Annotated in this window: 15 protein-coding genes and 1 pseudogene; 9 read left to right on the top strand and 7 right to left on the bottom strand. The window is 55.5% G+C overall.

Translation table 11 applies throughout. The features are described 5' to 3' along the window. Nucleotides 1-76: 76 nt before the first annotated feature. The 4 genes from glmU to HMPREF3050_RS11260 form a co-directional block, all read right to left on the bottom strand. On the bottom strand, nt 77-1,450 hold the full coding sequence (gene glmU / locus HMPREF3050_RS11275; protein WP_070774848.1) for a bifunctional UDP-N-acetylglucosamine diphosphorylase/glucosamine-1-phosphate N-acetyltransferase GlmU: 1,374 nt from the start codon (nt 1,448-1,450) through the stop codon (nt 77-79). 112 nt (nt 1,451-1,562) lie between these two features. Continuing rightward, on the bottom strand, nt 1,563-1,754 hold the full coding sequence (locus HMPREF3050_RS11270; protein ID WP_003766199.1) for a hypothetical protein: 192 nt from the start codon (nt 1,752-1,754) through the stop codon (nt 1,563-1,565). A gap of 108 nt (nt 1,755-1,862) precedes the next feature. Beyond that, nucleotides 1,863-2,153, bottom strand: a complete 291-nt coding sequence (locus tag HMPREF3050_RS11265) for a hypothetical protein (protein WP_003743185.1) — start codon at nt 2,151-2,153, stop codon at nt 1,863-1,865. Between the two features lie 62 nt (nt 2,154-2,215). Then, nucleotides 2,216-2,872 carry a pyrimidine 5'-nucleotidase gene (locus HMPREF3050_RS11260; protein ID WP_070774847.1) on the bottom strand — a complete coding sequence of 219 codons (657 nt, stop codon included), beginning with the start codon at nt 2,870-2,872 and terminating at the stop codon, nt 2,216-2,218. Between the two features lie 62 nt (nt 2,873-2,934). On the opposite strand from HMPREF3050_RS11260, the gene HMPREF3050_RS11255 reads away from it, so the two are divergent. The 6 genes from HMPREF3050_RS11255 to HMPREF3050_RS11230 all read left to right on the top strand — a co-directional run bounded on the left by HMPREF3050_RS11255 (nt 2,935) and on the right by HMPREF3050_RS11230 (nt 8,695). After that, entirely contained in the window at nt 2,935-3,936 is a 1,002-nt protein-coding gene (locus HMPREF3050_RS11255; RefSeq protein WP_070774846.1) for a thiamine ABC transporter substrate-binding protein, read from the top strand. Nucleotides 3,937-4,148: 212 nt separating this feature from the next. Next, nucleotides 4,149-4,403 (top strand): hypothetical protein, encoded by a 255-nt coding sequence (locus HMPREF3050_RS11250; protein WP_003766208.1) that lies wholly within the window; start codon nt 4,149-4,151, stop codon nt 4,401-4,403. A gap of 3 nt (nt 4,404-4,406) precedes the next feature. After that, nucleotides 4,407-4,748, top strand: coding sequence for a hypothetical protein (locus HMPREF3050_RS11245; RefSeq protein WP_070774845.1), 342 nt, complete (start codon nt 4,407-4,409; stop codon nt 4,746-4,748). A 331-nt stretch (nt 4,749-5,079) separates the two neighbouring features. Beyond that, nucleotides 5,080-6,933, top strand: coding sequence for an ABC transporter ATP-binding protein (locus tag HMPREF3050_RS11240; protein WP_070774844.1), 1,854 nt, complete (start codon nt 5,080-5,082; stop codon nt 6,931-6,933). Nucleotides 6,934-7,343: 410 nt separating this feature from the next. Continuing rightward, a complete protein-coding gene (locus HMPREF3050_RS11235; RefSeq protein ID WP_070774843.1) occupies nt 7,344-8,258 on the top strand; it encodes a patatin-like phospholipase family protein in 915 nt (304 codons plus the stop codon). A gap of 95 nt (nt 8,259-8,353) precedes the next feature. Then, nucleotides 8,354-8,695 (top strand): hypothetical protein, encoded by a 342-nt coding sequence (locus tag HMPREF3050_RS11230; protein WP_049224668.1) that lies wholly within the window; start codon nt 8,354-8,356, stop codon nt 8,693-8,695. Between the two features lie 113 nt (nt 8,696-8,808). Here the strand turns inward: HMPREF3050_RS11230 and luxS are convergent, their stop codons facing one another. The 3 genes from luxS to cyaY are packed head-to-tail and all read right to left on the bottom strand — an operon-like array spanning nt 8,809 to nt 10,112. Then, on the bottom strand, nt 8,809-9,315 hold the full coding sequence (luxS, locus tag HMPREF3050_RS11225) for an S-ribosylhomocysteine lyase (protein WP_049225739.1): 507 nt from the start codon (nt 9,313-9,315) through the stop codon (nt 8,809-8,811). A gap of 21 nt (nt 9,316-9,336) precedes the next feature. After that, a complete protein-coding gene (locus tag HMPREF3050_RS11220) occupies nt 9,337-9,756 on the bottom strand; it encodes a DUF2251 domain-containing protein (protein ID WP_049225738.1) in 420 nt (139 codons plus the stop codon). Between the two features lie 32 nt (nt 9,757-9,788). Next, complete coding sequence (gene cyaY / locus HMPREF3050_RS11215; protein WP_003755648.1) at nt 9,789-10,112, bottom strand: iron donor protein CyaY; 324 nt, start codon at nt 10,110-10,112, stop codon at nt 9,789-9,791. A 70-nt stretch (nt 10,113-10,182) separates the two neighbouring features. Here cyaY and HMPREF3050_RS11210 point away from each other — a divergent pair, with 70 nt between their 5' ends. From HMPREF3050_RS11210 to HMPREF3050_RS11200, 3 genes and pseudogenes are all read left to right on the top strand, one after another. After that, on the top strand, nt 10,183-10,353 hold the full coding sequence (locus HMPREF3050_RS11210) for an LPS translocon maturation chaperone LptM (protein ID WP_003755649.1): 171 nt from the start codon (nt 10,183-10,185) through the stop codon (nt 10,351-10,353). 11 nt (nt 10,354-10,364) lie between these two features. Continuing rightward, a complete protein-coding gene (lysA, locus tag HMPREF3050_RS11205) occupies nt 10,365-11,585 on the top strand; it encodes a diaminopimelate decarboxylase (RefSeq protein WP_070774842.1) in 1,221 nt (406 codons plus the stop codon). 158 nt (nt 11,586-11,743) lie between these two features. Then, nucleotides 11,744-11,978, top strand: a pseudogene (locus tag HMPREF3050_RS11200) (hypothetical protein); the annotation flags it as partial.

Below are 11,978 nucleotides of genomic sequence, written 5' to 3'. Positions count from 1 at the left end.
CTAACCTTCCCCCGCCGGACGGGGGAAGGGACAGATTGCTGTTGCTGCAACGAGTTGCGCTGGGCGGTTTACTGCTTTATTTCTTATCCCCTTTTTCAGGACGCACCCAGCCTTCGATCACGGTTTGGCGGGCGCGGGCGAGGGCGAGTTTGTTGTCTTCGACGTTTTTGGTAATCGTGCTGCCTGCGCCGGTTGTAACTTTGTTGCCGAGTTTGACGGGGGCGACTAAGACGCAGTTGGAGCCGATGCGGACTTCGTCGCCGATGACGGTTTTGTATTTGTTCACGCCGTCGTAGTTGGCGATGATCGTGCCTGCGCCGAAGTTGGTTTTGCTGCCGACTTCGGCGTCGCCGATATAGGTGAGGTGGTTGGCTTTGGTGCCTTTGCCGATGGCGGCGTTTTTGATTTCGACGAAGTTGCCGACGTGTACGTCGTCTGAAAGGCGGGCTTGCGGACGCAGGCGGGCGTAGGGGCCGATTTGGTTGTTTTGTCCGACTTCGCAGTCTTCGAGATGGGAGAAGGGGGCGATTTTGCTGTTTGCGCCGATTTTGGCGTTTTTGATGACGCAGTTTGCGCCGATTTCGACGTTGTCGCCGATTTCGATGTCGCCTTCGAGGACGACGTTGACGTCAATCACGACGTCTTGTCCGTGTTTCAGACGACCCCTTAAGTCGAAGCGGGCGGGGTCGCGCAGGGTGACGCCTGCTTTGAGCAAGGCTTGCGCCTGTTCGGTTTGGAAGATGCGTTCGAGTTCGGCGAGCTGGAGTTTGTTGTTTACGCCGGCGGCGAGGTGGGAGGCGCGCACTTGGACGGGATGGACTTTGATGCCGTCGGCAACGGCTTTGGCGATGAGGTCGGTCAGGTAGTATTCGCCTTGGGCGTTGTTGCTGGAGAGGCTGTCCAGCCAGTTTTCCAGTTTGGCGTTGGGCAGGACGAGGATGCCTGTGTTGATTTCGCGGACGGCTTTTTGGGTGGCGTCGGCATCTTTTTCTTCAACGATGGCGGTTACGCTGCCTTGGCTGTCGCGGATGATGCGGCCCAAGCCTGTCGGGTCGGCGGGAACGTCGGTTAACAGGCCGACTTCGCTGCCTGCGGCTTCGAGCAGGGTTTCGAGGGTGGCGGTGTCAATCAGGGGGACGTCGCCGTACAGCACCAGCGTGCGGCCTTCGGCGGCAAGGTGCGGCAGGGTGGTTTTGACGGCGTGGCCGGTGCCAAGCTGTTCGGTTTGCTCGACCCAAACGACGTCGCGTTTGACGGTGTCCAAAACTTGGTCTTTGCCGTGTCCGATGACGACGCAGATGTTTTGCGGATGGAGCGCGGCGGCGGTATCGATAACGCGCTCGACCATGGGCTTGCCGCCGATGCGGTGCAGCACTTTGGGCATTTTGGAATACATGCGCGTGCCTTTGCCGGCGGCGAGGATGACGATGTTGAGGGGTGTGGCGGACATGATGGGCTTTCTCGAATGCAATGTTGATGAAGGGGGTATTTGGGGGTCGTCTGAACGGGGTTTTGGGGTTCAGACGACCTTTTTATTTGGGTTTGGTGTGCGGACGTGGGGGTTATGGTTTATTGGGTTTGGGGTTCCAGCGGTACGAGTCGGCATGGCTGCCGTGTTCCAAGCGGTCGAGTGTGGTCGGTTTCAGGGGCGTGCGCGCGGATGTGTCGGCGGGACGGCTGTCGAAGTCGTAGCGGTCTGTGGTGCAGCCGCTCAGGATGGCGGCGGTAACGAAAATCAGGGCGAGGGAACGCATGGTTTTCTCCTTTTTGAAAGACGGCAGATAGGGGACGAACGGGATGGCGGTTATGTTTGAGGTCGTCTGAAACGGAAAAAACGGTTTCAGACGACCTCTGCGGGCGGGTTATTCTTCGGTTTGCGTTTCGGGCGCGGCTTGTCCGGCGCCTTGGGGTTTGTTCCATGTTGTGCCGCGTACGTTTTCTTGGTCGCCGTGCAGCGGTTTGAGGGTGCGGCGTTCGGGGCGGTATTGGTTGTAACGCATATCGCGGGAGTAGGTGCCGTCTTCGTAATAGATGCGCGTGCCTTTTTCGTATTTGGGGCGCAGGGAGGTGTGGCCGGATTCGTTTTGGTAGGTTTCCCAAGTACAGCCGGTCAGGGCGGCTGCGGCGGCGAGGATGAGGGCGGTGTATCGCATGATGGTTGTCCTTGTGGTCGGGCGGATTGGTGCCGTTGTTCAAACCCGATATTGTAAAGGTTTCAGACGAGTGCCGACAATTTTTCGGCACATTCGGCGAGCGCCTGCATATCTTTTGCAACGGCGTCGGTAAAGGGCAGGGGATGGGCTTTGCTGCCGAACCATACGGTTTTCATGCCCAGCTCTTTGGCTTGGTGCAGGTTGTCCGCGCTGTCGTCGATCATGATGCACTGTCCGGGCGCAGCGTCAAGCAGGCGGCAGACGGTCAGGTAGGCTTGCGGGTCGGGCTTGTAGCGCAGCCCGAAGTCGTCCGTGCCGAAGAATGCGTCAAAACGGTTTTCCAAACCCAATGCCCCGATGATGGCGCGGACGTAAAACGAAGGGCCGTTGGAAAAAACGGCTTTGCGTCCTTTCAGACGACCTAAAACGCTTTCGGTTCCCTCCATGCCCTCCAATTTTGCCAAGATTTGCGCGATGGGATGGCTTTCGCGCAGAAATTCGCGGATGTCGATTTTGGGATGGTGGATTTGCAGGCCGGCAAGCGTTGCGCCGTACCGGTGCCAATAGTCCTGACGCAGGTCGGACGCCGCTTCTTCGGAGAGTTTGAGGCGTTGCGCCATGTAGTCGGTCATGGCGCGGTTGATGATGTAGAAGATGCCTGCATCGGCGTTGTGCAGCGTGTTGTCGAGGTCAAAGAGCCAGACGGGGGAAAGGTTCATGTCGTGTGTTGGTGCGGATTTTGTTATGATGTTTCGTATTTTACCCGTACAAAGGTTAGAGAATGAAACTGAAATTATCCGCCCTCGCCCTCTTGCTGGCTTCGGCAAACTTATCCGCCCAGACCGAAGTGCGCCTTGCCGTGCACAAATCCTTCAGCCTGCCCCAATCCGTCATCGCGCAGTTTGAAAAAGCCAACGACGCCAAAGTCTCCGTCATCAAGGCGGGCAGCGGCAACGAAATGCTCAACAAGCTGATTCTCAGCAAGGCCAACCCGATTGCCGACGCGGTGTACGGTTTGGACAACGCCAACATCGGCAAAGCCCGCGAAGCAGGCATACTGGCGGCGGCGCAGCCCAAATCCACGCCCGTTTCAGCGGGGATGCCCGTCATCGCGGCAGTGAATTACGGCTACGTTACCCTCAACTACGACAAAAAATGGTTTGAACAGAAAAAACTGCCGCTGCCCAAAACCTTGCAGGACTTGACCCGCCCCGAATATAAAAACCTGCTGGTTACGCCGTCGCCCGCCACGTCCTCGCCCGGACTTGCCTTCCTGATGGCGAACATCGGCGGCATGGGCGAAGAGGGCGCGTTCAAATGGTGGGCGCAGATGCGTCAAAATGGCGTGAAAGTCGCCAAAGGCTGGAGTGAAGCCTATTACACCGACTTCACCCAAAACGGCGGCGCCTACCCGCTCGTCGTCAGCTACGCCGCCAGCCCCGCCGCCGAAGTCCACTACTCCAAAGGCAAATACAGCGTGCCGCCGACCGGCAACCTCTTCCTCAAAGGCGGCGTGTTCCGCCAAGTTGAAGGCGCGGCAGTCTTGAAAGGCGCGAAACAGCCCGAGCTGGCGGCGAAACTCGTACAGTGGCTGCAAAGCGGCGAAGTGCAAAAAGCCCTGCCGACCGAAATGTGGGTCTATCCCGCCGTGAAAAACACGCCGCTGCCCAAAGTCTTCGAGTTCGCCCAAGCCCCGAAACACACCGACTCGCCCAGCCGCAACGACATCGACACCAAACAGAAACAATGGGTCGGCCGCTGGACGAAGACCGTGTTAAGGTAAGCGGGAAGGTCGTCTGAAAAACCGCCGCCCCATCCCGTCGGCCGGATAGTCAAATGACTTTATTTTCGATACGCAACTTACCGGTTGCCGTATTTAAAGTTAAGGATGTTGGCGATAAAAAGGGTCGTCTGAAAACCCTAAAACGGTTTCAAACTGATCGAAACCACGTTTCAGACGACCCCTTACCGTTTCGTTTTGAATGAAGGAATCCCATGAAGAAGCCCCTGCTCTACGCCTTCACGCTGACCGCACTTGGCGGCTGTTTCTACACCGAAACCCCTTACGGCCGCACCGCCGTCCTCGACCTGCCCGTCCATTCCCAAACCACCATCAACAAAACCGTTACCGTCAACGCCCCGCCGGGGACGACCGTCATCTATCAGGACAGCGAGCCGGTACACCGCTACGGCTATCCCTACCCGCCTTACCCGCGCCCGTATCCCGCGCGTCGGATTTACCGGTATTGAAAAATGTCTGTGAAAGCGATTTATGAAAAACTGACCAAGCTGCCCACCATTATTGGTCTGGATAATGAAGTCCTGTTGATTGAGGAACTTCAAAAAAGCGAGATAGAAGATATCAGACAAAATCTGGACAGCTTCTTGTCTATATTGAGTGACCTGCAAATTTCGCATCAAAGTGACGGCATATTCGGCGTGACGCCTGAGAACAAGCACATTTTTTTCGGTTTTGTTTTTTGGCTTCAGTCCGTTCAAAATAAAATTGGAATGGATATAAGCCGATACGCCGATGGGTTTGATACGGATTTCAGCGGCGATTTGACATATAAGGACGGATATATAGTGGATTAACTCTAAATCAGGACAAGGCGACGAAGCCGCAGACAGTACAGATAGTACGTTCAGCACCTTAGAGAATCGTTCTCTTTGAGCTAAGGCGAGGCAACGCCGCGTACTGGTTTAAAGTTAATCCACTATAAAAGCCGTATTCCTTATCGGCACGCTATTTCAGACGAACCCTCATCAATCACGGCACTTTGCCCGTCCCGACTTCTTTACGGTGTCTTCCCGCCGTTTTTTCCCGTAAAATAATGCCTTTAACTCCCGATACTTGTTTTCAGACGACCTGTCCCCACCGTAGAGGTCGTCTGAAATCCATTCTCTCTCAATTAAACCCAATACAATGATTCAAAAAATATTCTCATGGTTCGAATCCCGAATCGACCCTTACCCCGAAGCCGCCCCGAAAACGCCTGAAAAAGGGCTGTGGCGTTTTATCTGGAGCAACATCGAAGGCCTGCGCAAATGGATTGCCGTTTTGGCGGTGTTTACCGCCGGTATCGGCATCATGGAAGCCCTGTTGTTTCAATTTATGGGCAAAGTCGTGGACTGGCTCGGCAAATACACGCCCGCCACCCTGTTTGCCGAAAAAGGCTGGGCGTTGACGGCGATGGCGGCGATGATGGTGTTTTTCGCCCTCTGGACCTTCCTCGCATCCAACGTGCGCCTGCAAACCCTGCAAGGCGTGTTCCCCATGCGCCTGCGCTGGAATTTCCACCGCCTGATGCTGGGGCAGAGCCTCGGCTTCTATCAGGACGAATTTGCCGGCCGCGTGTCCGCCAAAGTCATGCAGACCGCGCTGGCGTTGCGCGACGTGGTGATGACGGTTGCCGACATGGTCGTTTATGTGCTGGTGTATTTCATCACCTCCGGCGTGATTCTGGTCGCGCTCGACGGCTGGCTGCTGCTGCCCTTTATCAGCTGGATGATTGGCTTCGCCTTAGTGATGCGCTTCCTGATTCCCAAGCTCGGCAAAACCGCTTCGCGTCAGGCGGATGCGCGCTCGCTGATGACCGGCCGCATTACCGACGCCTATTCCAACATCACCACCGTCAAACTCTTCTCCCACGGCGCGCGCGAGGCGGCCTACGCCAAGCAGTCGATGGAAGAATTTATGGTTACGGTACACGCCCAAATGCGTTTGGCGACGCTCCTGCACACATGCAGCTTCATCGTCAACAGCTCGCTGACCGCCGGCACGACCGCGCTGGGCATCTGGCTTTGGTATCACGGACAGGTCGGCGTCGGCGCGGTCGCCACCGCCACCGCTATGGCGTTGCGCGTCAACGGCCTGTCGCAATACATCATGTGGGAATCCGCCCGATTGTTTGAAAACATCGGCACCGTCAACGACGGCATGGCAACCCTGTCCAAACCGCAAACCATCCTCGACAAGCCGAACGCCCTGCCGCTGAAAGTGTCGCAAGGCGAAATCAAGTTCGAACACGTCGATTTCTCCTACGAAGCCGGCAAGCCGCTGCTCAACGGCTTCAACCTCACCATCCGCCCGGGCGAAAAAGTCGGCTTGATCGGACGCAGCGGCGCGGGCAAATCCACCATCGTCAACCTGCTTTTGCGCTTCTACGAACCGCAAAGCGGCACCATTTCGATTGACGGGCAAAACGTGGACAGCGTGACCCAAGAAAGCCTGCGCGCCCAAATCGGTTTGGTCACGCAAGACACCTCGCTGCTGCACCGTTCCGTGCGCGACAACATCGTTTACGGCCGCCCCGACGCCACCGACGCCGAAATGATTTCCGCCGCCGAACGCGCCGAAGCCGCCGACTTCATCCCCAACCTTTCCGACGCCAAAGGGCGGCGCGGCTATGACGCGCACGTCGGCGAACGCGGCGTGAAACTCTCCGGCGGCCAACGCCAGCGCATCGCCATCGCCCGCGTCATGCTCAAAGACGCGCCGATTCTGCTGCTCGACGAAGCCACCAGCGCGCTCGACTCCGAAGTCGAAGCCGCCATCCAAGAAAGCCTCGATAAAATGATGGACGGCAAAACCGTCATCGCCATTGCCCACCGCCTCTCCACCATCGCCGCGATGGACAGGCTCATCGTCTTGGACAAAGGCCGCATCATCGAAGAAGGCAGCCACGCCGAACTCCTCGAAAAACAAGGCCTCTACGCCAAACTCTGGGCGCACCAGAGCGGCGGTTTCCTCAACGAACACGTCGAGTGGGAGCATTAAAAACCGATCGACAAAGCGGACAAGCAACAGGTCGTCTGAAACCGAAAATCAGGTTTCAGACGACCTTTTTTGATTTCGGCATAACGATGCGCTAAACTTCCCGCTTGTGCCGCCTGACAAGGCGGATGGCAGATTGCCTGCTCCCCTGATTCCGCCTGTTTTCATGACCAAGCGGGCAACAGGTTTTCTGCCACTTTCTATAGTGGATTAACTTTAAACCAGGACGGCGTTACCTCGCCTAACTTTAAACCAGTACGGCGTTGCCCCGCCTTGTCCTGATTTAAATTTAATCCACTATACTGCAGCCGCGCCGATAAAAACACGACGGAGCGCATACCGCGACCGGTTTCGCGCCATTCGGCTGACAATATGTTCCAAACCAAAAATCCATCTATAAAGGTCGTCTGAAAATGAAACCATTGCTGATTCAAACACTGCGCACTACGCTGACAGCGTCTGTCGTACTCATGCTCGCTGCCTGTCCGAGCCATACCTCCGACAAATCGGATGCCAAGCCGCATACCCGTACCGCGAATACCGCCAAACCCAAAGCCGTGGTCGCGCTCGCGCTCGGCGGCGGCGCATCCAAAGGCTTCGCCCATATCGGCATCATCAAGGTATTGAAAGAAAACAATATTCCCGTCAAAGTCGTGACCGGTACATCCGCAGGCTCCATCGTCGGCAGCCTGTACGCTTCAGGCATGTCGCCCGACCGCCTCGAACTCGAAGCCGAAATTTTGGGCAAAACCGACTTGGTTGACCTGACCCTGTCCAGCAGCGGCTTCATCAAAGGCGAAAAACTGCAAAACTACATCAACCAAAAAGTCGGCAACCGCCCCATCCAGCAATTGCCGATTAAATTCGCCGCCGTCGCCACCGATTTTGAAAGCGGCAAAGCCGTCGCCTTCAACCGAGGCAACGTCGGACAGGCAGTCCGCGCGTCCGCTTCCATCCCCAACGTGTTCCAGCCCACCACGATTGGCGGCCGCCGATACGTTGACGGCGGTCTGTCGCAACCCGTTCCCGTCAGCGCGGCTAAAAAACAAGGCGCCAATTTCATTATCGCCGTCGATATTTCCGCCCGTCCGGTGAAAAACGTCAACCAAGGCTTTTTCTCTTACCTCGACCAAACGTTCAACGTCATGAGCATTCCGCTGCTCCAACATGAATTGGGTCAGGCAAACGTCGTGATCAAACCGCAAGTGTTGGAGATGGGTTCTATCGGCGGTTTCGACCAAAAACGACGCGCCATCCAGCTGGGTGAAGAAGCCGCCCGCGCCGCCCTGCCCGAAATCAAGCGCAAACTCGCCGCCTATCAATATTAACCAACCGCCTACCGCAGCAAAAAGGTCGTCTGAAAACAGTTTTTCCGTTTTCAGACGACCTCTGACACATCGGGGGACAGCATCAAAGGATGTTTATGAACAACAAACTCATCGCCTTGATATTAATGGGCGTTTCGCTGAACGCAGCGGCAGACAGCGCGGAAGACAATCTGATGAACGCGCGTTCCGCCTACCGCACCGCCCTGAAACAGCAAACCGGCAACGACAGCAAAATCATCTCGCTGCAAAGCGACCTTGAAGATGCGCAATACCGCCTGCAAAAAGCCCAAGCCGACATCGTCCGCTTGCAGGGCGAGCTTCAGGCGGCGATGAATGTGAAAAGCCAACAGGCGGAAACATTGAAACAGGCAGGGCAGCAGCTCGATGCCGCGTGGGGTGCCGTGTACGGCCCGGGCGGAACCAAAGCAGGGCGGTAACGGTCTGCGGTTTGCCGCTTCGATAGACGCTTTGTCATCCTTTCTATTCACACAAAAAGGTCGTCTGAAATCCAGTTTCCCGTTTTCAGACGACCTTTTTCCAAGCATAACGTTTAAGCGTTCAACAAACTTTCATCCAGCGTCAGCTCTTCGTTTTTATTCACCGCCACTTTGCGCGTCAGGACGTTTTGCGCGATTTCCTGCGCTTCGGCAAGCGAGTGCATCAGATAGGTGCCGCATTGGTATTCGTTCAACTCGGGGATTTTGCTTTGGTCTTTGACATTGACCACATCCTGCATCGAAGCGAGCCATGCGTCGGCGACCTTCTGCTCGTCGGGCGTGCCGATGAGGCTCATGTAGAAACCGGTGCGGCAGCCCATCGGGGAAATGTCGATGATTTCGACGCCGTTGCCGTTCAAGTGGTCGCGCATAAAGCCTGCGAACAAATGCTCCAACGTGTGGATGCCTTTTTCGGAGAGGATTTCTTTGTTGGGCACGCAAAAGCGCAGGTCGAATACGGTAATGGTGTCGCCTTTGGGCGTGGTCATGGTTTTCGCCACACGCACGGCGGGGGCGTGCATACGGGTGTGGTCGACTTTGAAACTGTCTAACAGGGGCATTGGGTTATCCTTTTTTGCGGGTTATGTAGGTTTTCGGGATAGGATTTTGTCCAGCAATTCATCGTCCAAAACGCGGTTTTCGACTTTCACCCATTCGCCGTCTGCTTCAGGGAAGCCGTTGCGGCAATATCCTGCCTGCTCGACAAAATCATAGACGGCATGGATGTAGCCGTTGATGCACAATGCGGCTATGGTGCAGGCATCATCCCATAAGATCAAGACATGATTGGGGATATGTTTGTCGGATACATCTTCGACATTGTAGATATGCAAGGCATCCAAAATCCCATCTTGCGAAGCGGCATAGAAGTAGCCCGTGTCGCCGTCGTCTTCAAAGACGACGCCATAAGGGATATGTTCGAAAAATGATTCTAAAACCTCGGGCGTGCCGACAGTAAAATTTTCGATTTCGGCAGTCCGATACAGGGGTAATTGTGCCATTGGGGAACGCTCTCTTTGTGGGAATACTCAAATTACAATTCGGCAATCTCAACCGCTTCGCCCGAAGCCGCGCTCAGGGCTTCGTTCAAAACATCGTAGAAATCCCGTCCGTCGCGCGTTGCCAGCCATTTGCCGTTTTGCTCGGCGAAATGGTAGCCGCCGCTTTTTGCGGCAATCCACAATTCCTGATTGGGCGTGTGGCGGTTGACGATGATTTGCGTGCCGTCCGCCGCTTCGATGGTCAGGACGTTTCCGGCAAACTGGCAGTCGAAATCCCAGCCGTTTTCGTCGATTTGGTCTTCGATGTGTTCGAACAATTCTTCGCTCATGCGGATGAATTCGCTTTCGGTCATCATGGCTTTTTGTGTGTTTTTTGTTTAAGATACCGAATCTTGCCACATTCGCGCTTATGAAGGAAGTTTACCGATGAAATACGGCGTATTTTTTGCGGCGGCAACCGCCCTCCTGCTTTCAGCCTGCGGTTACAAAGGCGACCTCTACCTGCCCAAAGAAGGCGACAAGGCGCGTTTCGGCGTGGTCCAAACCGGCCTGAAAATCCATTCTTCCAAAGAACCTACCAATCAAACCAACGATTAAGCCTCACCAACATGACCCTGCATTGCGAACAAGTCCCCTATTCCCGCCTTGCCGAAGAATTCGGCACGCCGCTTTATGTGTACAGCCAATCCGCGCTGACCGAAGCATTTGAAAACTACCAAACCGCGTTTGCCGCGCTTTCCCCGCTCGTCTGCTACGCCGTTAAGGCCAACGGCAATCTGAGCATCATCAAACACTTCGCCTCGCTGGGCAGCGGTTTCGACATCGTCTCTGGCGGCGAATTGGCACGCGTTTTGGCGGCGGGCGGCGACGCGGCGAAAACCATCTTTTCAGGCGTGGGCAAAAGCGAGGCGGAAATCGAGTTCGCGCTTCATGCCGGCGTGAAATGCTTCAATATGGAAAGCATTCCCGAAATCGACCGCATTCAAAAGGTTGCCGAACGCTTGGGCAAAACCGCATCCGTCTCCCTGCGCGTCAACCCCGATGTCGATGCCAAAACCCATCCCTACATCTCCACCGGTCTGAAAGCCAACAAATTCGGCATTGCCTACGCCGACGCGCTCGAAGCCTACCGCCATGCCGCCCGCCAAAGCCACCTAAAAATCATCGGCATCGACTGCCACATCGGTTCGCAACTGACCGACCTCAGCCCGCTCATCGAAGCCTGCGAGCGCATTTTGATTTTGGTCGACCGATTGGCGGATGAAGGCATCGTTTTGGAACACTTAGACTTAGGCGGCGGCGTCGGCATCGTTTATCAAGACGAAACCATCCCCGATTTGGGCGCGTATGCCCAAGCGGTTCAAAAACTGATCGGCACACGTCGTCTGAAACTCATCCTCGAACCGGGCCGCAGCTTGGTCGGCAACGCAGGATCTTTGCTGGCGCGCGTCGAGTTCGTCAAACACGGCGAAGAGAAAAACTTCGTCATGGTCGACGCCGCCATGAACGACCTCATGCGCCCCGCCCTGTATGACGCGTATCACCGTATCGAAGCGGTAGAACCAAAAAACATCCTGCCGCTGACCGCCGACATCGTCGGCCCGATTTGCGAAACCGGCGACTTCCTCGGCAAAGACCGCACTCTTGCCTGCGAAGAAGGCGATTTGCTGGTTATCCGCAGCGCAGGCGCATACGGCGCCAGCATGGCAAGCAATTACAACACGCGCAACCGGGCGGCGGAAGTCTTGGTGGACGGCAACGAATACCGGCTTATCCGCCGACGCGAAACCTTAGAACAGCAAATGGCAAACGAAATGGCTTGTCTGTAAGGTTTGATCGTTTATAGCCCATAAACCACCAAGCGGGTTTATGGGCTAAAGATTAAGTATAGTGGATTAACTTTAAATCAAAGCCTTTCAGTTTGGGGATGCGCTCCCTATCCGTTTTCAGACGACGGCGGATTCGGATTTGAAGTGCAACTTTCCATATGAGCCACACGCAACTGACCCAAGACGAACGATACCCTATCCAATACCTGTCCCTTCACTGCACCGTCACCAAAATCTCCAAACAGCTTAACCGCCACAAAAGCATCATCAGCCGTAAAACCAAGCGTCATTGCAACCAAGGGCAGCAATGCAGCACCGAAAAAGCACAACGGCTAACCAACTTCGGTTTCAGACGACCTTTTTGCTATCGATATGCCTCAAGACTCAAATATC

The sequence above is a fragment of the Neisseria sp. HMSC065D04 genome (genome assembly GCF_001815675.1).
In the GTDB taxonomy this organism is placed as follows: domain Bacteria; phylum Pseudomonadota; class Gammaproteobacteria; order Burkholderiales; family Neisseriaceae; genus Neisseria.
The sequence above is the reverse complement of the archived record's forward strand: the minus strand, read 5'-3'. Positions and strand labels throughout refer to the sequence as shown.

Excerpts from the sequence above, each read along its gene's own strand:
- HMPREF3050_RS11265 (WP_003743185.1), bottom strand. The coding sequence starts at position 2,153 with ATGCGATACACCGCCCTCATCCTCGCCGCCGCAGCCGCCCTGACCGGC.
- glmU (WP_070774848.1), bottom strand. The coding sequence starts at position 1,450 with ATGTCCGCCACACCCCTCAACATCGTCATCCTCGCCGCCGGCAAAGGC.
- HMPREF3050_RS11270 (WP_003766199.1), bottom strand. The coding sequence starts at position 1,754 with ATGCGTTCCCTCGCCCTGATTTTCGTTACCGCCGCCATCCTGAGCGGC.
- lysA (WP_070774842.1), top strand. The coding sequence starts at position 10,365 with ATGACCCTGCATTGCGAACAAGTCCCCTATTCCCGCCTTGCCGAAGAA.
- HMPREF3050_RS11240 (WP_070774844.1), top strand. The coding sequence starts at position 5,080 with ATGATTCAAAAAATATTCTCATGGTTCGAATCCCGAATCGACCCTTAC.
- HMPREF3050_RS11245 (WP_070774845.1), top strand. The coding sequence starts at position 4,407 with ATGTCTGTGAAAGCGATTTATGAAAAACTGACCAAGCTGCCCACCATT.
- HMPREF3050_RS11260 (WP_070774847.1), bottom strand. The coding sequence starts at position 2,872 with ATGAACCTTTCCCCCGTCTGGCTCTTTGACCTCGACAACACGCTGCAC.
- HMPREF3050_RS11210 (WP_003755649.1), top strand. The coding sequence starts at position 10,183 with ATGAAATACGGCGTATTTTTTGCGGCGGCAACCGCCCTCCTGCTTTCA.
- luxS (WP_049225739.1), bottom strand. The coding sequence starts at position 9,315 with ATGCCCCTGTTAGACAGTTTCAAAGTCGACCACACCCGTATGCACGCC.
- HMPREF3050_RS11230 (WP_049224668.1), top strand. The coding sequence starts at position 8,354 with ATGAACAACAAACTCATCGCCTTGATATTAATGGGCGTTTCGCTGAAC.
- HMPREF3050_RS11220 (WP_049225738.1), bottom strand. The coding sequence starts at position 9,756 with ATGGCACAATTACCCCTGTATCGGACTGCCGAAATCGAAAATTTTACT.
- HMPREF3050_RS11255 (WP_070774846.1), top strand. The coding sequence starts at position 2,935 with ATGAAACTGAAATTATCCGCCCTCGCCCTCTTGCTGGCTTCGGCAAAC.
- HMPREF3050_RS11235 (WP_070774843.1), top strand. The coding sequence starts at position 7,344 with ATGAAACCATTGCTGATTCAAACACTGCGCACTACGCTGACAGCGTCT.
- HMPREF3050_RS11250 (WP_003766208.1), top strand. The coding sequence starts at position 4,149 with ATGAAGAAGCCCCTGCTCTACGCCTTCACGCTGACCGCACTTGGCGGC.
- cyaY (WP_003755648.1), bottom strand. The coding sequence starts at position 10,112 with ATGATGACCGAAAGCGAATTCATCCGCATGAGCGAAGAATTGTTCGAA.